The organism is Protofrankia sp. Cas3, from assembly GCF_963555955.1.
Taxonomy (GTDB): domain Bacteria; phylum Actinomycetota; class Actinomycetes; order Frankiales; family Frankiaceae; genus Protofrankia.
Genome location: NZ_CAUVXP010000035.1, coordinates 19,938 through 41,083 on the forward strand (window position 1 = coordinate 19,938; position 21,146 = coordinate 41,083).

The 21,146-nt window shown below is 68.8% G+C and carries 16 protein-coding genes; 6 read left to right on the forward strand and 10 right to left on the reverse strand.

Annotated elements, in window-relative coordinates; translation table 11 throughout:
* Nucleotides 1-84: 84 nt before the first annotated feature.
* Complete coding sequence (locus U9983_RS09345; RefSeq protein ID WP_322753621.1) at nucleotides 85-369, reverse strand: GlsB/YeaQ/YmgE family stress response membrane protein; 285 nt, start codon at nucleotides 367-369, stop codon at nucleotides 85-87.
* Nucleotides 370-660: 291 nt separating this feature from the next.
* Between U9983_RS09345 and bioA the strand changes: the two genes are divergently transcribed.
* Nucleotides 661-1,980, forward strand: a complete 1,320-nt coding sequence (gene bioA, locus U9983_RS09350; RefSeq protein ID WP_322753622.1) for an adenosylmethionine--8-amino-7-oxononanoate transaminase — start codon at nucleotides 661-663, stop codon at nucleotides 1,978-1,980.
* Between the two features lie 454 nt (nucleotides 1,981-2,434).
* A complete protein-coding gene (locus U9983_RS09355) occupies nucleotides 2,435-3,841 on the forward strand; it encodes a GGDEF domain-containing protein (RefSeq protein ID WP_322753633.1) in 1,407 nt (468 codons plus the stop codon).
* 82 nt (nucleotides 3,842-3,923) lie between these two features.
* Here the strand turns inward: U9983_RS09355 and U9983_RS09360 are convergent, their stop codons facing one another.
* From U9983_RS09360 to U9983_RS09380, 5 genes are all read right to left on the reverse strand, one after another.
* On the reverse strand, nucleotides 3,924-4,751 hold the full coding sequence (locus tag U9983_RS09360) for a bifunctional 5,10-methylenetetrahydrofolate dehydrogenase/5,10-methenyltetrahydrofolate cyclohydrolase (RefSeq protein ID WP_322753623.1): 828 nt from the start codon (nucleotides 4,749-4,751) through the stop codon (nucleotides 3,924-3,926).
* Nucleotides 4,748-5,371, reverse strand: a complete 624-nt coding sequence (locus U9983_RS09365) for a cyclodeaminase/cyclohydrolase family protein (protein WP_322753624.1) — start codon at nucleotides 5,369-5,371, stop codon at nucleotides 4,748-4,750. The genes U9983_RS09360 and U9983_RS09365 overlap by 4 nt, the downstream gene beginning before the upstream one ends.
* A gap of 268 nt (nucleotides 5,372-5,639) precedes the next feature.
* The gene (locus U9983_RS09370) at nucleotides 5,640-7,124 is read right to left on the reverse strand and encodes a class I adenylate-forming enzyme family protein (protein WP_322753625.1); all 1,485 of its coding nucleotides are present in this window, start codon (nucleotides 7,122-7,124) and stop codon (nucleotides 5,640-5,642) included.
* Between the two features lie 517 nt (nucleotides 7,125-7,641).
* Nucleotides 7,642-8,043: a peptide-methionine (R)-S-oxide reductase MsrB gene (msrB, locus tag U9983_RS09375; protein ID WP_322753626.1), complete on the reverse strand. Its 402-nt coding sequence runs from the start codon at nucleotides 8,041-8,043 to the stop codon at nucleotides 7,642-7,644.
* A gap of 22 nt (nucleotides 8,044-8,065) precedes the next feature.
* Complete coding sequence (locus U9983_RS09380) at nucleotides 8,066-8,572, reverse strand: DUF4267 domain-containing protein (RefSeq protein ID WP_322753627.1); 507 nt, start codon at nucleotides 8,570-8,572, stop codon at nucleotides 8,066-8,068.
* Between the two features lie 100 nt (nucleotides 8,573-8,672).
* On the opposite strand from U9983_RS09380, the gene U9983_RS09385 reads away from it, so the two are divergent.
* A complete protein-coding gene (locus U9983_RS09385; protein WP_239310521.1) occupies nucleotides 8,673-9,023 on the forward strand; it encodes an RNA polymerase-binding protein RbpA in 351 nt (116 codons plus the stop codon).
* Nucleotides 9,024-9,155: 132 nt separating this feature from the next.
* On the opposite strand, the gene lnt is transcribed toward U9983_RS09385, so the two are convergent.
* From lnt to U9983_RS09405, 4 genes are all read right to left on the reverse strand, one after another.
* Complete coding sequence (gene lnt, locus U9983_RS09390) at nucleotides 9,156-11,828, reverse strand: apolipoprotein N-acyltransferase (RefSeq protein WP_322753628.1); 2,673 nt, start codon at nucleotides 11,826-11,828, stop codon at nucleotides 9,156-9,158.
* A gap of 11 nt (nucleotides 11,829-11,839) precedes the next feature.
* A complete protein-coding gene (locus U9983_RS09395) occupies nucleotides 11,840-12,376 on the reverse strand; it encodes a multidrug efflux SMR transporter (protein ID WP_322753629.1) in 537 nt (178 codons plus the stop codon).
* An 838-nt stretch (nucleotides 12,377-13,214) separates the two neighbouring features.
* Entirely contained in the window at nucleotides 13,215-14,936 is a 1,722-nt protein-coding gene (locus U9983_RS09400; protein ID WP_416211328.1) for an amidohydrolase, read from the reverse strand.
* Between the two features lie 103 nt (nucleotides 14,937-15,039).
* Nucleotides 15,040-15,480, reverse strand: a complete 441-nt coding sequence (locus tag U9983_RS09405) for an Lrp/AsnC family transcriptional regulator (protein ID WP_322747803.1) — start codon at nucleotides 15,478-15,480, stop codon at nucleotides 15,040-15,042.
* A gap of 250 nt (nucleotides 15,481-15,730) precedes the next feature.
* On the opposite strand from U9983_RS09405, the gene U9983_RS09410 reads away from it, so the two are divergent.
* The 3 genes from U9983_RS09410 (at nucleotide 15,731) to U9983_RS09420 (ending at nucleotide 21,057) form a co-directional block, all read left to right on the forward strand.
* Nucleotides 15,731-18,085, forward strand: a complete 2,355-nt coding sequence (locus U9983_RS09410; RefSeq protein WP_322753630.1) for an HAD-IB family hydrolase — start codon at nucleotides 15,731-15,733, stop codon at nucleotides 18,083-18,085.
* Nucleotides 18,082-19,356: a zinc-dependent alcohol dehydrogenase gene (locus U9983_RS09415; protein WP_322753631.1), complete on the forward strand. Its 1,275-nt coding sequence runs from the start codon at nucleotides 18,082-18,084 to the stop codon at nucleotides 19,354-19,356. The genes U9983_RS09410 and U9983_RS09415 overlap by 4 nt, the downstream gene beginning before the upstream one ends.
* A 141-nt stretch (nucleotides 19,357-19,497) precedes the next feature.
* A complete protein-coding gene (locus U9983_RS09420) occupies nucleotides 19,498-21,057 on the forward strand; it encodes a lactate racemase domain-containing protein (RefSeq protein WP_416210168.1) in 1,560 nt (519 codons plus the stop codon).
* The last annotated feature ends 89 nt before the right edge of the window (nucleotides 21,058-21,146 follow it).

The following is a 21,146-nucleotide window of genomic DNA, read 5'->3' on the forward strand; positions in this document are numbered from 1 at the left end:
CCGACCGACGACAACGAAGGGAGGTGCGTGCCCCAGCCCTGCGACGCCGCGTCCCCAATTGCCGGGCGCTCTAAGGACCGTGCGTCAATAACGACTGTCGCTGTGCTGGGACTGTCGGTTCATCCACACGGGTGTTATGAGGACGACGAGCCCGGCGGCTACACCGACCTGCAGGATGTGACGTATCCAGTCGACGCCACCGGTGTGGGCGACGCCGATCGCCCCGGCGATGATGTTGCCAACCAATGCGCCGATAATCCCGATGATTACTGTAAGCCACAAAGGGATCTTCTGCGGGCCCCGGACGACGAGGCGGGCCAGCAGACCGATGACGAGACCTGTGAGCACGATCCAGATCAGTTGAAACACGGTGACCTTCCTCGGGCGAGACCGATACCGCTGCCGGTGATGGTCTTTCCGGGTATCGACCCCCACAAACGCCGCCGCTCCCGGCGGCAGGCAGGCAGCAGGCACTCAGATTGCCAGGAGTGCACCGATATCGATCATGACGGGGTAGGGGAGCGGAACCGACATCGCAGCGTCGGACCGGCTGCTCTACCGCCTCTGTCCTCTACCGCCTCTGTCCGCCGTCGGTGCCTCCAGTGTGACAGGTTCGTGCAGGCTACCGGGGCCGGTCGTGCTGCGCGGTAGACATGCGGTATGGGGCACAGCGGGTGGGGATCAGGCCGGTACAGCGACGTGGGGGAGCTGCTCGCCGGCGACCGGGCGCATGTGTGGCATCCGTACGCGTCGGTGACCGACCCGCTGCCGGTGTTCCCGGTGGCGTCGGCGGCCGGGGTGCGGCTGCGGCTGGCCGACGGCCGGGAGCTGATCGACGGGATGTCGTCGTGGTGGGCCGCGATTCACGGATACGCCCACCCGGTCCTCGACCAGGCCATCCGTGCCCAGCTTGACGACATGGCGCATGTGATGTTCGGAGGACTCACCCACGCCCCCGCGGTGACGCTCGCGCAGACTCTGGTTGCGATCACCCCGGCACCGCTGGCAAAGGTGTTCTTCAGCGACTCCGGGTCGGTCGCCGTCGAGGTGGCGATCAAGATGGCGTTGCAGTACGCGCGGGGGACCGGACGGCCCGGGCGGACGAGACTGCTCACCGTCCGCCGTGGGTACCACGGTGATACATCCGGCGCCATGGCCGTATGCGACCCCGACACCGGCATGCATCACCTGTTCACCGGCCTGCTCCCGCGTCACCTGTTCGCGCCGGCACCGCGACCGCGTTTCGACGAACCCTGCGCCGAGCACGATGTCGCCGACATCGCCCGGTTGCTCGACCAGCACCAGCACGAGATCGCCGCTGTGATCGTCGAGCCGGTCGTTCAGGGAGCCGGGGCGATGCGCTTCTACGCGCCCGGCTGGCTCACTCGCCTGCGTGAGCTGTGCGACGCCCACGGCGTCCTGCTGATTGCGGACGAGATCGCCACCGGTTTCGGTCGGTCGGGGGAGCTGTTCGGCTGCGACCACGCCGGGATCAGCCCGGACATCATGTGTGTGGGAAAGGCCATGACCGGCGGCTACCTGTCGATGGCCGCGACCGTGTGCACGGATGAGGTGGCACGTGGGGTGTGCGCGTCCGAGGCGGGCGCGTTCATGCACGGGCCGACGTTCATGGGTAACCCGTTGGCCGCGGCTGTCGCGAACGCCAGTATCGACCTGCTGTCGGCGAGCCCGTGGCGACAGCGTGTTCGTGATCTTCAAGTCTGGTTGGAACAGGGGCTGGCGCCCGCTCGCGAGCTTGCCGGTGTCGCCGACGTCCGGACGCTCGGCGCGATCGGGGTGATCGAGACCCGCGAACCCGTGGATCTGCGGGTGATCCAGCCGTTGCTGGTGGAGCTGGGGGTCTGGGTCCGCCCCTTCGGCCGGCTCGTCTACGCGATGCCGCCGTACGTCATGACGTGTCCCGACGTGGCCGCTCTGACCGCGGCGATGGTCGAGGCGGTCGCTCGCACAACCGGTTGATCGACTCGCTCATCCACGCGCTGACCTGCGCGAACAGGTTGTCGAGGGGATGGGGGCGTGGTGCGGATCGGTTCGCCCCCACACATCGCCCGACGGCCTGCATGTCGGGACATCATCGAAAGTGGTTGCGGTTGCGGGTCGATCCTTCGTACTCTTTGTTTCCAAGGGCGCACTGTGAGTAATAGACCGGGACGGGTCGAACCGGGACGGAGCGATCGAGGAAGGTCAACCCCAGATGATGTCACGCATTGCGTTACCTCCGCACGTGAGAATGACGCACTCTGCCGGAACAGCTGACCCTCTTGGAACGGTTGATTCGGCTAAAATGGTTGAAACCGTTGAAACGATCGAAGTCGTTGGAACGGTCGGAACAGTAGGAACGGAATCCGTCGATCGGCGCGAAGGCCGCCTGCCGTCCCATTCCGGATGGGCCGGGAGTCGGGCGTTGCGAGGTGTGCGGGAATGGCTGGCCGGCCATACTGCGGACTTCGAGATCCGATCTCTTCCCCCGCTGCTGGTCCGTTACGTCATCAGTGTTGATCTTCTGTGTTTGGCGGTCGCGCTGGTGGGCCTCGTCGAGTTTCCCCTCCGATTCGCGGATCTGCTCGCGTTCGGGGCCTTCGTCCTCCTCGGCCGGCTGGCCATCGAGACGTCGCGACATCTCGGTGCGCCGGGTCACCGGGAAGAGGAGCCGCACCGGGATCTGCTGTCGACCTGGACGCTGCCCGTCGTGCTTCTCCTCCCACCGGTGTACGCGGCCGTCCTGCACCTCCCGCTCTACTGCCTCTTCCGGGCCGGGATCGGCCCGCAGCCACGGTACAAACAGCTTTTCAACGCGGCGGCTCTAGGCGTGTCCGGTTTCTGCGCATCCATCGTGCATCTCGCACTTGCTCCAACGCAGGGACCATACCGAATTGAAACGCTGGTCGGTTCCGCCGGGCGCATCGGCGCGTTGTTTCTCGCTGTCGTCACCTACACGGTGATCAACAGAGTTCTTCTGCACGGCACGCTGCGGCGCAGGCATCCCGTTCCGGCACATTCCAATACCGTAGGTTCTAATACAGTACGTTCTAATACAGTACGTTCTAATACAGTACGTTCTAATACTGTAGGTTCTAGTACGGTATGTTCCAGTATGGTGCGTTCGATTCCGGTAGGTCGCCCGTTCGGGGGCGGTGGCCGCGAGATGCTCACGGTCGCCGCCACCGAGATGTGTTCCGCGATTGTCATCGCGGTGCTGTGGACCGCGCATCCGCTGCTCATGCTCGCGGCCACCCCGCCGGCACTCCTGCTCCAGCGCGGTCTGCTGCACGCGGAACTGCTCGCGGCCGCGCGTACCGACGCCAAGACCAGGCTGGCCAGCCCGGCGTACTGGCGTGAGGTAGCCGAACGTGAGGCTGCCCGGGTCCGGCGGGCGGGCCGGCCGATGTCCGTACTCATTGTGGACATCGACCATTTCAAGAGGGTCAATGATCAGTTCGGCCATCTGACCGGCGACGTCGTTCTCGCGTCGGTCGCCGACGCCCTGCGGGCGGCCACGCGCCCTCGTGATCTGGTCGGCCGCTTCGGCGGTGAGGAGTTCGTCGTCCTGCTCTGCGAGGTCGACCTGGACAACGCCGCCCATGCCGCGGAACGGATCCGACGCCAGGTGGCTGGAATGCGCTGCCGCGTCGATGGCCGGTCCGCGGGCGCGGTCATCGTGTCGGTGACCGTCTCGGTCGGTGTGGCCACGGCCAGCGGCACGGAGGTGGACCTACCCGTCCTGCTGGAGACCGCCGACGCGGCGCTCTACCGGGCCAAGGCCGACGGACGGAACCGCGTTCGTCTCGCGGCGCAGGTACCGGCCGCCCGTACCGCCTGAACGCGCTACGGGCGGTACGGGCGCCACGGGGTCCGGTGGCGGGTGGCCGGTGAGGCGGGTGGCCGGTGGAGGCGGTGTCGAACTACCGGGTGGCCGCGCTCGTGGTGTTCGCCAGCAGCAACATCGTCGTCACCGGTCCCACGCCACCCGGGACGGGGGTGAGCGCTCCCGCCACCGATGCCACCGCATCGGCATCCACATCGCCGACCAGGCCAGATTCGGTGACGTTCGTGCCAACGTCGATCACAGTGGCGCCAGGCCGGATGAACCCCTTGCCGATCATTTTGGGTCTGCCTACCGCGGCGACCACGACGTCCGCCTCATGTGTGATCGAGACCAGGTCGGTTGTGCGGGAGTGGCAGACCGTCACGGTTGCGTCCTCGGCCAGCAGCAGCAGGGCCGCGGGCTTGCCGACCACCGGGCTGCGTCCGATCACCACCACCCGGGTGCCCTCCAGCTTGATGTCGCCCCGGTGCAGGATCTCCAGGACCGCGGCGGCGGTGGCCGGGGCGAAGCCCGGCAGGCCGAGGGCCAGGCGGCCCAGGCTCAGCGGGTTCATCCCGTCCACGTCCTTGTGCGGTGGGATGTGGGTTCCGATCTCACTGGCGGACAGCCCGGACGGTAGGGGAGTCTGCACGATCAGACCGTGCACCTCGTCGTCGGCAGCGAGCCGGTCGACCGTAGCCAGGAGCTCCGCGCGGTCACCGGAGAGCTCGTGGATCATGCAGCGCACACCCACCTTGGCGGCGCCGCGCTCGATGACCTTCACGTAGGATCGGGCGGCCGCGTCGGTTGTCGGCAATACCACCGCCAACGTCGGCACGACCCCTTTCTGGCGCAGCCGTTCGGTGTTCTCGACCACGCCCCGGCCGACTTCGGCGGCTATGGACCGCCCATCGAGCAATCTCATGATCCGATTCGCTCCCCGACGATATGCACGATTGCGTCCGCTGCGGACACAGACGTCAGATGGTCTGCGAGGACGGCGGCGGCACGGTCCCGGTTCACCGCGTCCGTCATCGCCGCGGTGTTCACCCGCACATTGATCGCGGCGCTGTCCAACGCGGCGCGTGCACACGCGGCAGCCACCCCCACGTCGCTGAGGACGTTGACGTTTGCGCCGTCGACAATCGCCGCGCACAGCCCCACCACGTCCGCCGCCACCGCCGCCGTCCGCAGCGGTACCTCGGCCGCTCCGACCAGCGCGGCCTGGATCGCCCGACTGCGTTCGGCACGTTCGCCGTCGGTGTCTTTCGGCAGCTTGTAGGCGTCGCTGACGGCCGCGAACGCCCGGGCGTCGGCGTCGGCGAGCGCCAGCGCCTCGACCCGGGCCTTGTCTGCGTCGGTCCGAGCCGCGAGCATCGTCGCCTCGTGCGCGGCGTAACGGGGCTTTCCGATCGTCAGATTGCAGACCATGCTCACCAGCGCCGCGCCCAGCGCGGCCTGTAGAGCAGCGGCTGCTCCGCCACCCGGCGCCGGCGCGGGTGAAGCCAGGTCGGCGAGGAATCCCGCGAGTGTCCCGTCGTCCATAGCACCCTCTTTGCCTTTTACCTGTCGATGATTCCCAAGGTTGCCCATCCCCATGAGGTTGCCCATACCCACGCGGACGCCGTCCGGGTCGGGATGGACGACGGCCGGTCTGTACAGCCGACCGGACTGCACCGTAGCAAGCCGACGGGACACCGGTGGCGACGAAACAGCGATGATCGGTATTCAGTGTCGGGTCAATCGGGATGTCGATGCGACCGGGATGTGGATGGGAGGCGCGGATGGGAGGGTGGATGGGAGGCGCGGATCGTCAGGCGGCCGCATGGGAGTGTCCCGTGGTCGGCCCGGCCCGACGCTCCCGCCGGCTCAGGTCGGCAGGTCTGGCCGGAAGGTCCGAGACGATCTCGATGCTGGTCGGCCGTTTGAATTTGGCGAGGCCTTCCTCGCAGCGTTCCGCCAGGTCATAGCGCAACGTGGCGTCCGGGATGTCCACCGGTACGACGAGCGCGACGGGCACCTCGCCGAGAACGGCGTCCGGCCGGCTCACGACCGCGGCGTGGCGCACCCGTGGGTCGGCGAGCAGGATCGCCTCGACCTCGCGAGGATACACCTTCTCACCACCACGGTTGATCACGTCGTCGGTGCGGCCGGACAGGAAGAGATAGCCGTCCGAGTCGAGAAAACCGATGTCGCCGGTGTCGAGCCAACCGTCGTGGGTGAATCTGTCGCGGCCGGTCGGACCCGCATAGGCGCGAATCACCCCTGGCCCGCGGACCTGCACCGTGCCGACCATGTCGGGCGGGCATACCGTGCCGTTGTCATCGACGACGCGGACCTCGCTGTCGACCGGCACGCCCACCGAACCCGGCTTGCGGGTCCCATGCGGCGGATTGGCCGTGATCAGGCTTCCGGCCTCGGTCATGCCATATGTTTCCAGTACGGGAATACCGGTTGCGGCCTCGAATGCCCGTAACACCTCGACGGGCAGGGGAGCCGCGGCGGACCGCACGAACCGGACGCGGCAGTCATGGGCTCGGGCCACCTGTGGATCTATGGCCAGTAGGGCCAGGATCGCCGGAACGGCGTTGATCCAGGTCACCCGCTGTCTGTCGATCATCCCCCAGAAGCCGCGGCGGCGGAACCGGCGGTCGAGAACGAGGGTCGCGCCGCTGCACAAGGTGGCAAGCAGCCCCACCACCTGTGTGTTGACGTGTACCAGCGGCAGGGGGTTGTAGCCGATGTCGCTGTGGCCCAGTTGGTGGTGGCGGGCGACGGTCGCGGCGACGTGCGAGAGCTGATCGATGTCGAGAAAGACCTGAGTGGCGGGTCCGGCTGTTCCCGAACCCGCCAGCAGGACTCCGCCCCGCATCCCCTGACATTGATCAAAATTGGTGGCGGCCGGTCGGCCGACGTCCTCGAGCCGGTTACCCGCCAGGCGCGGGTTGAGCTGCCGCACCTCGGCCGGAATCGGTAGTGACCGATCGGTCACCACCAGGTCGGGCCGCGCACGTCGAAGGGCACGCTCCAGTTCCGCGGGCGGCGAGTCCGGATCCAGCGGTACAGCGTGCCGCCCGCTGGTAATTGTCGCCAGGAAGACGACCGCGAAGTCGAGCGGGTCGGACACGCCGATCGCGATCCGGCGTCCGGCCGGTGGGCCACACGCGTCCAGATCGGCCCACCAACCGTGGACCAGAGCCAACATCTCGCTGTATGTAATAGAACGGTTGCCGTGTGCCTCCCTGAGGTATGTCTGGCGCGGTTGTTCGCGAGCGCGTGCGTCCAACCAGTTGATCACCGATGTCACGTTCACCGCCGTTGTCAACGTTCAGTGTTCAGTAAATGAGCTCGCCCCGGTATCGAGGACTCCTCGTTCCCGCGGTCCGCGATTAGCGTGCCGCTCGTAGGACCTGTCCGGATCGGGCGTCCCAGATCGCTATATCAATTATGGTGCGCCTGATAAACCAGCGTGTCGGGTGTCGCGAGTCACACGGGTGAACTCCCGCCCGCGCGGAGCGATTTATCTCACACATCCGGCAGCGCCCTAACACGAGCTTAAGGCTGTTTCCACCCGTTTGGACGGCGCCTGTCCGGCGCAGGACCATCGGCCCGATTTCCCCGCGGTGTCCGGAGGTCTTTTCACCGGATCAGTCGTTGGCCGACGCTGCGGAACCGCGGGGGGCTTGTGTGCCTTCTACTTGACATAATGTCGATTATCGGCGCTTTGGACACCCGGGGGGGGGGGAGGGCCGAGCAGGCGCCCGGATCGCGGCGGCGCGTGCTCGGCCCCGCCACGACCCGTCAGCGTTGCGGTCTCAGGGCGCCACGTCGAGATCAAGCGCGAGGGAGTTCATGCAGTACCGCTGACCGGTCGGTTCCGGACCGTCGTCGAACACATGTCCGAGATGTGATCCACACCGTCGGCACCGCACCTCGGTCCGGATCATGCCGTGCGACCTGTCCTCCACCAGCTCCACCGCCTCGGCCACGGCCGGCTGGAAGAAACTCGGCCAACCCGAACCGGACTCGTACTTCGTGGACGAGTCGAACAAGGCGTTGCCGCAGGCGCCGCAACGGTAGATTCCCGTTTCCTTGCTGTAGGTGTATGCGCCGGTGAAGGGTGGTTCGGTCGCCGCGTCACGCAGCACGGCGTACCGCTCCGGCGAAAGCTCCCGGCGCCACTCCTCGTCGGTCTTCACGACCTGCTCCGCTGTCACGGTGCCCTCCCTGTCATCGGTGTCAGGCTTCGCCGACCGGCGCGCCGAGGCCTTCGGCGCGTAGCGGCCCCCGATGTGTGACGTCTGATGTTTCGGCTTTGTTCCGGGACGCTGCCACGGCAACCGGACCTGCGCCCGCCAGACCACACGCGGCTGCCGCCACCGCGACCGCCGCCGACAGCGGAGCGACCTGATGGCGTGCCCCTGCGGCGACCAACAGGGCCGCGTCGGCCGCGTCGACGAGCATTCCCGCCCACAACCAGGTCCGAATCTGTTCGGGTTCCCCTCGGGTGGACGCCGTGAGCAACCCGGCGCCGAGGGCCAGATCACGGACGGCCGCCACTCGTGTTATCCATGCCGTCCGTTCGGCGGTTACCCGGTCTATCCCAGCGATTCGCGCGAATCCGGCCGGACGTGTCAGCAAGCCGACACCGATCGCGCACCGTGTGACGCCAAGCAGTGCCACACGCGGACTGTGCGTGGCGGAAATCGGCGTCACGGCGATCGTTCTTCTACGTAGTGTGAGCACGATCTCGTTACCCGCCTTGTCGTCGTGGGAACGTCGAACAGGGTCTGTGCGTTGGTGATTCTGAGTTCCTCACTGGTACCGACGCTCGGGAGGGTTTTTTATGGGCGAGCGCATCCTGCGAGGCAGCCGGCTAGGTGCGGTGTCCTACGAGACGGATCGCAGCACTGAACTCGCGCCACGCCAGACCGCGTCCTACGACTGCCCGAACGGCCACCAGTTCACCATGCCCTTCGCCGCCGAGGCCGAGGTCCCGGCGGTCTGGGAGTGCCGTGTCTGTGGTGCCGGGTCGGTCATCGTCAACGGCGAGGTCCCGGAGCCGAAGAAGAGCAAGCCCCCGCGCACCCATTGGGACATGCTCATGGAGCGGCGTACCACCGACGACCTCGAAGAGGTCCTGGCCGAGCGACTTGCCGTTCTGCGGGGCACCGGTCAGGACCGCCGCTCCGCCTGACGCGACCTTCGCGGCGGCGGCAGCAGTAGTCGACAGATGATGTGGCCGACCGGGTCCGCCGGCCGGCCACACCCATGTTCGCCCTGTTCGCAGGGGGCCTGTTCACGAGGACACGGCTTACGAGGACACGGCTCACGGAGACACGCCCGTCGTTGAGCGGTCGGAGTGGCCCGCGCCGTCTGCGCGCGCAGCGGGAACGTAGCCGGTATCCGCACTGGCCAAGCGGTGGCGCTCGCCGGGCGCGGCCGGCCGGCCGTGACGGGTCGTCAGAGCCCACCAGGTTACCCGCCACAGAGCTTCCGTCACGATCGCGCGGTTCATCTTCGATCGTCCGTGTTCGCGTTCGACAAAAGTGATCGGAACCTCCAGAATCCGGAACCCCGATCGCCAGGCCTGCCAGGTGAGGTCTACCTGGAAACAGTACCCCTGTGATGCCACCTGCCCAAGATCGCGGCTTTGCAGAACCGGTGCCCGGTACGCCCGGAAGCCGGCGGTCGCGTCCGCCAGCGGCATTCCGAGGACGGCCCGCACGTAGACGTTGGCTCCGCGTGAGAGCAGCAGGCGTGAACGCGGCCAGTTGCGTACCTCTCCCCCGGTGACCCACCGGGAACCGATCACCAGATCGGCGTCTCGCAGGGCGGCGAGCAGCCGCGGGAGTTCCTCGGGCTGGTGGGAGCCGTCAGCGTCCATTTCGACCAGGACGTCGTAGCCGTGGCGCAGTCCCCAGTCGAAACCGGCCACATAGGCTGCGCCGAGGCCGTTCTTGGCGTCGCGGTGGAGCACGTGAACGCGCGGATCGGCCGCTGCGATCCCATCGGCGATCTCCCCGGTGCCGTCGGGACTCGCGTCGTCGATGATCAGAAGGTCCACGTCCGGGTTGGCCGCGCGTAGCCGCATGACCGTGTTGTGAAGGCTCTCCCGCTCGTTGTAGGTCGGAACACACACGAGAACGCGCTCGTCGTCCACGCGTCTCCTTTCGGTGTCGCCAGCGGTGTCGGCGTCATCAGCGGTGTCGGTGTCATCAGCGGTGTCGCCGGTGGCGTCGCCGTCTGGGCCCCCCTGCCCACGGGAAGGCTGCCCCGCCCGCAGGCCGAACGCTACAGCGAGTAGTCCAAGAATCACCAGCAGCATCTCCGGGGCGACGCCGACGCGGTCGGCGAGCGTTCGGCTCGTGCGCAGCGGGAGCGAGGCGGTCAGGACGGCGGTCTCGTACAGGCCGGACTCTGCGACGATCCGGCCGTCAGGTGCGATGATCGCGCTCTGACCGCTGGTGGACACTTGGACGGCGGCTCGCCCGTGTTCCACCGCTCGTAGTCGTGTCATCGCCAACTGTTGCTCGCTTTCGCCTTTGCGCCCGAACGAGGCGTTGTTGGTCTGTACCACCAGTAGCCGCGCACCCGTGTTGACGGCATCGCGAACAAGACCGTCATAGGCCACTTCGAAGCAGATGACGTCGCCGATCGTGACTCCGCCGATGGTGACCGTTCCGACGCCGTTGCCGTGCACGAAGTCGTTGGGCATTTCGGTGGCGAACCGCTTGACGAGCTTTTCCAGGACGGTCCGGCCCGGCAGATACTCCGCGAACGGCACCGGATGCTGTTTGACGTATATCTGGCCGGTCCAGCCGTCGGCGTCCCACCCCAGACCCGCGTTGCGCACCTTTCCCCTCCCCGGCCCGTCGAGGACCGCGCCGACGAGGATGGGAGCGCCCACTGCCCGGGCCGCACGGTCGAGCATGGCGGCGGCGCGGGCGTCCGCGAACGGGTCGACGTCGGAGGCGTTCTCCGGCCACAGGACGAGGTTCGGACGCGGGGTGCGCCCGGCCGTGACATCTGCCCCGAGGCGTTCGGTCGCTGCCACGTGGTTGGCGGTGACCTGGAACATGCGTCCGAGTGCGTCCAGGCCACCGGACCGCGGGACGTTGCCCTGGACGGCCGCGACCTGTGCCGTGCCGACCTGTGCGGCGCTGGGCAGCGGTACGGCGAGCCCGAGCAGCGCCACGGCTACGGCGGCGCCCAGCAGGCCAAAGGGCGCGCGACGATCGTCAGATCGCGCGCCCGCAGGCCGCAGTCCCCGGAGCAGCAGCAGGCCAAGGGGCGCGGTGATGGCCCGCCGTCCCGCCTGGACGCGCCTGGCAGCCACCATGGATGTGCCGAGCGGGCCCAGGGCGAGAACGGCGGCGGCCAGCAGCGCCCCGCAGCCGGCAACGGCGGCGGTCACCAGCGGGGAGCCGCCGAGCGCCGCCAGGGGTGTCAGTGGTGTATCCCCCTGGCTGAAGGCCAGCTTTCCCCACGGGAACCCGCCGAACGGTGCGCGTCCACGCAGCGCTTCCTGGCCGACCCACACCGCGGCGACCCACAACGGCCAGCCACGCACGCGAGTGACCAGCGTCGTCGCGGGCGCCACCAACGCGAGCAGGGCGGCTTCGCCGACCGAGAGCACGACCCAGCCGTCAACCCCGACGAAGATGACAAACCGCAGCATCGACAGCATGAAAGCGAGGCCGAACAGCATGCCCAGACCGGCCGAGCGCGCCAGCGGCACGCCGCGTACCAGCAGGGTGATGGCGGCTACCGCGACCGGCGCCAGCGGCCAGAGCCCCACCGGGGGGAATGCGAGGTACAGCGCGATTCCGGCCGCGACGGCGAGCGCCGGCCGGGTCAGGCGGCGGGCCCGGGCGCCGGCCGTACGCATCAGCGGTGAGCCTTCGCCGGTGCGACCCGCGGTCGGCATGTCCTGGGCTGTCACAGTCCCAGTGTCGGTCACCGCTGCGCCGGGGATCGACCGGGTCGGCGGATTGCCCACCCGCGATCGTGTTAGCCGGTCCCGGTCCCGGTCCCGGTCCCTGGATGGGCGGTGCCCGCGCGTTGGGGAGCCGGTTGTCCGGGGTCGGTCCCGTGGTGACCTACGGCATCCCGGCGGTCGGCAAGTGGCAACAGCGCCACGCCGATGATGATCAGAGTGAGGGATCCGATTTTGATCCAGTTTGCGGTTTCCGTACCTATGACAATGCCGATGACGGCGACCGACGCGGTGCCAAGTGCGCCGAAAGCCGCATAGGAAATACTCGGGCCCAACCCGGTGAGCGCGATCGCGAACAGGTAGGTGGTCAGGAGAAATCCGACCACGGCAAGCATCGAGGGCATCAGGTTGCGGAATCCGTGGGACGCGGCCAGCGCATAGGTGGCTGCCACGTCACAGGCTATCGCGGCCAACAGGGCCAGCCAGGTCATCGGCGTCCTCCGGGTATGGTCGGGCTTTTTCTTGTGGCGGGCGCCGCGGCGGCGGGCGGGGGCGCCACGGGTCGCGTTGGAGTGGGTGGTGCCACCGCAGGTGATGTCCGTGATGGTCATGACTGCTCCTGGGTCACGCGAGGTGATCGAGCATTCGGGCCGGCGGAATCCCATACACGCAGAACCTCGGGTACCCGCAGAACTACGGGTACCCGTAATCCCGGGTATCGGGAATCCGGCGTCCCGCGGATCGGATCCGGCTGGAACAGGCACCGACGCTACTACGCACAGCATGCAAACATGTGCTCTACGTGTCTTCACATCTCATGCGCCGCCGCCGTGGCCGGATTGAGGTAAGTAGCCAGGCGTTGCGGATAGTGGGCAAACAGTGGTCAACGAAGGCCCGGTTATCGCGCTGAGTAGTTAATTAGTTGTGGAGTTGTTCTGTCTGCGATGAGGACGACCGTGTCCAGACCGCGACACGCCCAGGTCGCCAACAGCACCAGCGCAACCGCCGTTCGCAGCGGAGAGGTCGCCGACCTGGGGAAACAGGAAATAGACGCAGATGGAACGCCCGGTTGACACCAGCGGAGTCGGGGCGGGTACGGTCCATGTCGTCCACTCGTGAGGCGGCTGCGTCAGCGCCTTCCCTGTCGGCAGACCGGCCGGTGGTCGTCGGGCGCAGGTGCGTCCGACGACCACCCGGTACCAGGCCCGGTCGGCGGTGGGGTCGGACAGGAAGTTCGTCACCGCCGGCGAAGGGGGAGCTGTAAGGCAGCCCGAAGGGTCCCGGTCGTCCCCTAGACAACGATCCCCTGCCCGCATCCGGCGCGCCGGGGATCGGTCCGAAGGACGGTCCGGGGCTCTTCGAAGTCCCTGCTGCCGAAGTCCTTACTGTCGGCGCCCGGGTTGTCGGCTTGCGATCATCCAGGTGGGGCCATCCCGGTTCCGGGTGAGGTCACCCCGTCCGGGCCAACAGATCGTGGACGACCGTGCCGCGCACGACCGTGCGCAGACATGTCGGGTCCGGGCCGTCAAGGTCGGGGAGCCCCGCTATGCCCGCTCGTGGATCGGTCGACCATGCCGTGACCCGGTCGTCGGGCACCTGGACGACCAGCTCCCCCGCTACCTGCCACACAGCGAACGTCGCCGGCGCGCCGGGCGTGAGAACCCCGCTGCCGTCACCGTCCGCGCGGGCCGCTCGCCAGCCGCCTCTCGTCGCGGCCGAGAAGGCCGCCCGGGCGCTGAGCGCGGAGGCCGGCGTGTGGTGTGCGACCGCGGCGCGCACACCACCCCACGGGTCCAGCGGGGTCACCGGAGCATCCGAGGACAGCGCCAGGACGACTCCGGCGGCGGCCATCGCCGCCAACGGGTTCATCGCCCGGGCGCGGTCGGCTCCCAGCCGCCGTGTGTACATCCCGTCCGGACCCCCCCAACAGGCGTCGAACGCGGGCTGCACGCCGGCTACCAGGCCGAGGCGGGCCATCCGGGCGATCTGGGTGACGTCGGCCATCTCGCAGTGTTCGACGCGGTGGCGTGCGGCCAGGACCAGGGACAACCCGACCTTGTCGGCCGCTCGTTCACAACCGTCCAGGACGATGTCGAGGGCCGCGTCGCCGATGGCGTGGAAGCCGGCCTGCAGACCCGCCTCACTGGCCCGGACCACCACCTCGTACACCGCGTCCGCATCCAGCTGCGCCACGCCGTGGTCGCCGGGTGCGTCGGTGTATGCGACCCGCAACGCCGCGGTGTGTGATCCCAGCGAGCCGTCGACGAACAGGTCGCCGCCGAGCCCGGCCCCGAGCGCCACCGCGGTTTCGACGTCCCCGGCCCAGTATCCGTAGATGGCGGGGCCCGCCTCGGCGGACGCGAGCGCGAGCAGGTTGCTCAGGTCGTCGGCGCTGGAGACCTCCGGCCCCGCCATCTCGTGCAGCGCCGCGATGCCCAGCGCGGCGGCGTGGGCGCGCACGCGCCGCTGGGCGGCCCGCCGCTGCCGGGCGGACACGCTGTCGTACGCGGCGCTGCGGGCAACGTGGTGGGCTTCGCCCTGGCAGTGGCCATCGCCGAGCCATCCCGACACGCCGGCGGCGCCACAGCGGTCCGCCAGCGCTGAGGACACGACGGCGCGGTGGCCGTCGATGCGGGCGAGGTAGACCGACGCTCCTGCGGCCGCCCGGTCGAGCTCGGCGGCGCTGGGCGGGCGGTCTTCCGGCCAGGCCGTGTCATCCCAGCCGGTGCCGAGCACCGTGGTCGCGGGATGCCGCCTGACATGGTCGGCGAGCTGGTCCAGCGCGGCCGCCAGGGATCGCGCTGAGCTCAGGTCGAGACCGTCGAGCGCGAGTCCGGTCGCGGTCATGTGCACGTGGGCGTCCACGAATGCGGGGGTGACCAGGGCATCGTCGAGCTCCACGATCTCCTCGACGGTCTCGTCGAGGGTCATCGCCTCGGCGGCCGCGGCCGAGCCGACCCAGGCGACCATGTCGTGGTCGACCAGCATCGCGGTCGCGAACGGCGTGGCCGGGCTGTGCACCCGGCCACCGCGATAGAGGACGCGGTTACCATCTGCGCTTCGGGGACTGCGGCCTGCGGGCGCGCGATCTGACGATCGTTGGGCGCCCGTTGGCCCTCCAGATCCCCGGGCCGGCCGCGGCCCCCCGACTGCACCTGGGTTCGACGACATGTCGGTCACGGATGCCAGTCTGCCCGCTGTGAACTCGTTGTGGTCGCCTGCGACCTGTGAGGCCGTGGGTCGGGTGGCCACTCTCGCGGCCTTTGGCCGGGTGTTACAGCGCGGGTGGCCGGGCCTCGTACGGGGTGGACAGGACGACCATGGTGCGGGTGGAGACGTTCGCCGCGGCGCGGATCTCCTGCAGCAGGCCCTCAAGGTTGCCCGGACCAGCGACCCGGACCTTGAGCAGATAGCTCTCCTCGCCGGCCACGCTGTGGCATGCCTCGATCGCGTCCAGGCGGCGCAGGCGGTCGGGTGCGTCGTCCGGCTGGCTCGGGTCGATCGGTTTGATGGAGATGAATGCGGTGAGCGGGAGCCCGACCTGGGAGGTGTCGATCAGGGCCGCGTAAGAGGTGATCACGCCCCGTTGCTCAAGCCGTCGCACCCGCTGGTGAACCGCGGACACGGACAGACCGGTGGCCCGGCCCAGATCGGTGTAGCTCATCCGACCGTCCCGGCACAGCAGACGGACGATCTCGCGGTCAAGGTCTTCCAACACGATCAGGAGCGTACGCAGCTCGCCGATGATCGACGCGCCGCGCCCTCGTCCTCCCCCGATCCGTGGCCGGCCGTTGGACGTCGCGGGGTCCGTGGAACGAACCTCGTGCGATGTCCAACGGTAGGTAGTACGTGACCATCGGTGTTGCCTGGTTGGATGCAACTACCTGGGCACGAGGCGGCTTCGGCCCTGGACACCGACGTCCCTTACTGTGGCCCACCGGTGTTCATTACGGAAGAGGTGAGGCGTGGGGCTGGCCGAGCGGCTCGCGGGCAAGCGTGTCCTCGTCACGGGAGCGACCGGTTTCGTGGGCGAGGCACTGCTGGAACGGCTGCTTTCCGACCTGCCCGACACCCGGGTGGTCGTCCTCATCCGTCCCCGCGCAGGCAGAAGTGGGCAGGCCCGCCTGCGGAGTCTCGTGGCCAAGCCGGCCTTTGCCGCATGGCGTGAGCGCCTGGGTGCCGACGGCGTCGAGCAGGTGCTACGCGACCGGATCACGGTCCTTGAAGGCGATCTCGAACGGATCCCGGCCATTCCGGCGGATGTCGACGTCGTCGTCCACTGTGCCGGCGAGGTGTCGTTCGACCCGCCGATCGACACGGGTTTCGCCACGAACCTCGGGGGCGTCCAGGAGCTGCTGCGGGCCATTGGAGACAGCGGTGCCAGACCTCATCTGGTGCACATCTCCACGGCATACGTGGCCGGGCTGCGATCGGGGCATGTGGCTGAGGGCCGCCTCGTGCACAACGTCGACTGGCGGGCCGAGCAGGCCGCCGCGCAGCGAGCCCGGCTCGCGGCCGAGGACGCCTCGCGGACCCCGGCGGAGCTGCGCCGGTTCCGGGCCGAGGCCGAGGCCGAACACATCCGGGCCGGCGCGCAGACGGTCTCCCGGGAAGCCGAACGCCGCCGCCGCAGGTGGGTGGAGCGCCGGCTCGTCGACGCGGGCGGCGAGCGGGCCCGGGTTCTGGGCTGGACGGACTGCTACACGTTCACCAAGGCCCTCGCCGAGCGTTATCTGGAAGCCGAACGTGACGGACTGCCGCTGACCATCATGCGTCCGTCCATCATCGAGAGCGCGTTGGCCCGCCCGTTCCCGGGCTGGATCGAGGGCTTCAAGATGGCCGAGCCGCTGATCCTCGCCTACGGCCGTGGGGAGCTGCCGGATTTCCCCGCCTCTCCGGACGGGATCATCGACATCATCCCCGTCGATCTGGTCGTCAATGCGATCTTGGCTGCGACCGCGGCGACGCCGCCGGCATCGACCCCGGCTTATTACACCGTGTGTTCGGGTTTCCGTAATCCGCTGTTGTTTCGTGACCTTTATGAGAATGTCCGCGAATACTTCGGGCGCCACCCGTTGACCAAGCCCGGTCGTGGCGCCATCGCCGCCGCCGACTGGCGTTTCGCCGGGGCCGCCACGGTCGAGAGCCAACTGCGGCGCGGCGAGCGTTTCGCGGAGATCGCGGGAAAGGCGCTCGGGTACGCTCCGCGCTCGGACCGGGTCCGTCAGGCCGCCCGGGACCTGGAGCAGCTCGATGAGCGGCTGGCGTTCCTACGGCGCTACCAGGACCTCTACCGTTCCTATACCAAGGCGGAGCTGGTCTACGTCGACGACGCGACCCGCGCGCTGGCCCAGAGCCTCGACCCGGGCGACGCCGAACGGTTCGGCTTCGATCCGGCCTGCTACGACTGGCGCACCTATCTACAAGAGATCCACTTTCCGAGCGTCACCTCGACTTTCCGCGGTCCGGACAAGCCCGCGGCCGCGGCCCGGCGGGCGTCGCACGCCCTTGTCGGCGGCCCGGACACGCTCGCGGTGTTCGATCTGGACGGGACGCTGGTGTCCTCGACCGTGGTCGAGTCGTATCTGTGGCTGCGCCTGACCGACCAGAGCCTCGCGGCGCGCGGACGCGAACTCGCCCAGCTCGCCCGCGCGCTGCCCGGATATGTGCGGGCTGAGCGGCGCGACCGGGGACATCTCATCCGGGCGGTGTACACGCGCTATGCCGGCGCAGACCCTGACGAGCTCGCCCGCCTCGTCGACGAGGTCGCCGGTGACATCCTGCTGCGCCGGGTGAAGGCGGGAGCGATCCGCCGGATCCGCGAACACCGGGACGCCGGGCACCGGACCGTCCTGCTGACCGGCGCGGTCGAGGTCCTCACCCGTCCGCTGGCACCGCTGTTCGACGAGGTCGTCGCCACCCGGCTCGCAGTCGGGACGGACGGGCGCGCCACCGGCCGTCTGGTCTCGGCACCGCTGGTCGGTGACTCCCGGGCCGCCTGGCTGGACCACTATGCCAAGCGAGTGGGAGCGGATCTGTCGGCATCCTGGGCATATGCGGACAGCCAGTCGGACCTGCCGATGTTGCGTGCCGTCGGCAACCCGGTCGCGGTCAATCCGGACCTGCCGCTGTACCGGGTGGCCCGCCGATCCGGCTGGCCGATCGAGGAGTGGGCCTCGACCCGTGGCGAACCACGTGCAGTGGTCGGCAGCCGGCGTGAGCGCAACGCTCATGCCGGCGCAGCTCATGCCGGCGTCGGCGGCTCGTCCGCGGGCGGCCCGGTTCGCGTCCGCACATCACGGCTGGGAGCCGACCGGTGAGCCGCGCGTTGGAGCTGTACCGTTCCATGCCCCGCTACCTGGCCACCCGGGCGGTGTCGGGTCGGCTGCCCGCCCTGGCCGGCGCCGCGGCCGCGACGACGGCGCCGCTGCGGTTGACCGACGGGCCCGTCCCGGCCCTGCCGGGCGAGGGATGGGTCACGATCCGTCCACGGCTGTCGGGGATCTGCGGTTCGGACCTCGCCACCGTCACCGGCCAGTCGTCGTTCTACTTCACGTCCCTGGTGTCCATGCCCTTCGTCCCCGGGCATGAGATCGTGGCCGACACCCAGACGGATGTGACCCTTGAGGACGGCACCGAGTTGCCGGCCGGCAGCAGGGTGGTACTCGACCCGGTCCTGGGCTGCGCGGCCCGGGGCGTCGCGGCCTGTGCCGGCTGCGCCGCCGGACACACCAGCCGCTGCGATCGGGTCACCTCCGGTCACCTGTCCCCCGGGCTGCAGACCGGCTCCTGTGCGCAGACCGGCGGCGGGTGGAGCCGGGCGCTGGTCGCCCACCGTTCGCAGCTGTACCCGGTGCCGGCGGACCTGCCCGACGAGCGGGCGGTACTGGTCGAGCCGCTTGCGTGCGCCGTGCACACCGCGCTGCGGGCCCGGGTCGCCGACGGCGATCGGGTTCTGATCATCGGCGCCGGTTCGGTGGGGTTGTTGACCTTGCTGGCGCTGCGCGCCTACACCAGGGCCGGCCTGGTCACGGTCGTGGCCAAGCACCGTCATCAGGTGGAGCTGGCGCGGCGGTTCGGAGCGGATGAGATTCTGCCCCCTGCGTCCGCGGTCGGCGGCGTGCGCCGCGGTACCCGCGCGCTCAAACTGGAGCCGGACGTCGGGCCGCCGTATCTGCTCGGCGGTGTGGACGTCGCGATCGACTGCGCCGGCAGCGCTTCGTCGCTGTCGACGGCGCTGCGCGTCACCCGTGCCGGTGGGCGGGTGGTGCTGTCGGGGGTTCCCACCGGTTCGGTCGATCTGACCCCGCTGTGGTTCCGGGAACTGGAGCTGGTGGGTACCTACGCCTCCAGCGTCGGTCGACCCCGGCCCGCGGACGGGTCCGCGGACGGACCCGCGCAGCGGCCGGAGGACCCGGCGTCGGATCGTCCGGACTTCGTCCGGGCACTGGAGCTCGCGGCAACTGCCCCGCTGGACGGGGTTGTGTCGGCGACCTACCCGTTGGACCGTTGGCGGGACGCGTTGGACCACGCGCTCGGCGCAGGGCGTCTCGGCGCGGTCAAGGTCGCCTTCGACCTGACGGCGGCGTGATGGGGCGCGGTGTGATGGGGCAAGGGTGAGATCTGTTCACTGGGACGTTCACTACGACGTTCACTGGATGGCGGCTGGCGACGGCAGTGTCGCCCGGCCGCAACCGCGTGTTAGGGGATCGCACAGGTGAGACCGGGGTTCGTGCTCGAGGTCGATGAGCGGACTCCTCCGCTTCTCGTACACCAGGGTGAGGGGTTCGGGCTGGAACGCTTCCCGCTCGGCACCCGGGTGCTCTACCCGCCGGAGTCGCTGCCGGAGCTGGCTGACGTGGACGCGGCGATCAGCCGGGCGTTGGCCGAGCCCGAGAACAGCGAGCCGCTGCGGGCGTTGCTTCGGCCGGGGATGCGTCTGACGATCGCCTTCGACGACCTGTCGCTCCCGCTGCCGCCGATGCGCCGGCCCGACATCCGCCAGCGGGTGATCGAGCAGGTGCTGACGATCGCGGCGCAGGTCGGTGTGGACGACGTGGTACTCATCGTGGCGAACGCGCTGCATCGCCGGATGACCGCCGCCGAGATCGAACGGGCCGTCGGGGAGCGGGTGTTCCGCTCGTTCTGGCCGAACAACCTCTACAACCACGACGCCGAGGACAGGGACAACCTGACCCACATCGGCCTGACCGAGAACGGCGAGGACGTCGAGATCAACCGGCGGGCCGCCGAGTCCGACCTGCTGGTCTACGTCAACATCAACATGGTGGCGATGGACGGTGGCCACAAGTCGGTGCCGATCGGGCTCGCGTCCTACAACAGCCTGCGCCACCATCACAACAGTCATACAATGGTGCACTCGCGTTCGTTCATGGACCACACCCGCTCCGCCATGCATTCCTCGGCATGGCGGATGGGTCGGATGCTGGCCGACCACCTGAAGATCTTCACGGTGGAGACGACCGTGAACAACGCGTCGTTCCCGTCCCGTTACGGCTTTCTGATGAAGCGGGAATGGGAATGGTCCGTGCGCGACCAGGCGATGGCGTTCGGAATGTCGCGGGGGCTCGCGGCCATGCCGGTGCGGTCCCGCCGCAAGCTCTTCCACGATCTCGTAGCCGACTACGGGGTGACCGGCGTGCACGCCGGCGAGACCGAGGCCGTGCACGCCAAGACGATCGCGAATGTGCACCGCCAGCAGCTCGTCGAGGTCAACGGGCAGAGCGACGTGCTGGTCGTGGGCCTGCCCTATCTGGGGCCGTACAACGTGAACTCGGTGATGAACCCGATCCTCGCGATGTGCCTCGGGCTCGGTTACTTCTTCAACATGTACCGGGGACAACCGCTGGTTCGGCGCGGCGGAGCGATGATTCTCTACCATCCGGTGACGCCGGAGTTCTCCCAGCTGCACCATCCGTCGTATGTGGACTTCTTCGAGGAGGTTCTCGCCGAGTCCACCGACCCGGCGACCATTGAGGCCACCTTCGAGAAACAGTACGCGACCGACCCCTGGTATACCCACCTGTACCGCACATCGCACGCTTACCACGGCGTGCATCCGTTCTACATGTGGTACTGGGGTGCGCACGCCATGGACCACCTGGAGGATGTCGTGTGGGTCGGCGGTGACCGGGCCGCCTGCGCGCGGATGGGTTTCCGGGCCGCCTCCACCTTGGCGGACGCCTTGGAGATGGTGTCGGGCACGGTGGGCCGCGATCCATCCATGACGTATCTGCACTCTCCACCGCACGTCATCGCGGACGTGCGGTGATGGCGTCCCGCCCGGCCCGCCCAGTCGGGGTCGGTCTGCGCGAGGTGGCCCGTGGCTGGCGCTGGGGTGCCCGGCCGCCGGTACCGCGC

Coding starts and splice junctions, on each gene's coding strand:
- bioA (WP_322753622.1), top strand. CDS start 661: ATGGGGCACAGCGGGTGGGGATCAGGCCGGTACAGCGACGTGGGGGAG.
- U9983_RS09360 (WP_322753623.1), bottom strand. CDS start 4,751: ATGAGATTGCTCGATGGGCGGTCCATAGCCGCCGAAGTCGGCCGGGGC.
- U9983_RS09365 (WP_322753624.1), bottom strand. CDS start 5,371: ATGGACGACGGGACACTCGCGGGATTCCTCGCCGACCTGGCTTCACCC.
- U9983_RS09385 (WP_239310521.1), top strand. CDS start 8,673: ATGGGCGAGCGCATCCTGCGAGGCAGCCGGCTAGGTGCGGTGTCCTAC.
- U9983_RS09395 (WP_322753629.1), bottom strand. CDS start 12,376: ATGACCATCACGGACATCACCTGCGGTGGCACCACCCACTCCAACGCG.
- U9983_RS09400 (WP_416211328.1), bottom strand. CDS start 14,936: ATGTCGTCGAACCCAGGTGCAGTCGGGGGGCCGCGGCCGGCCCGGGGA.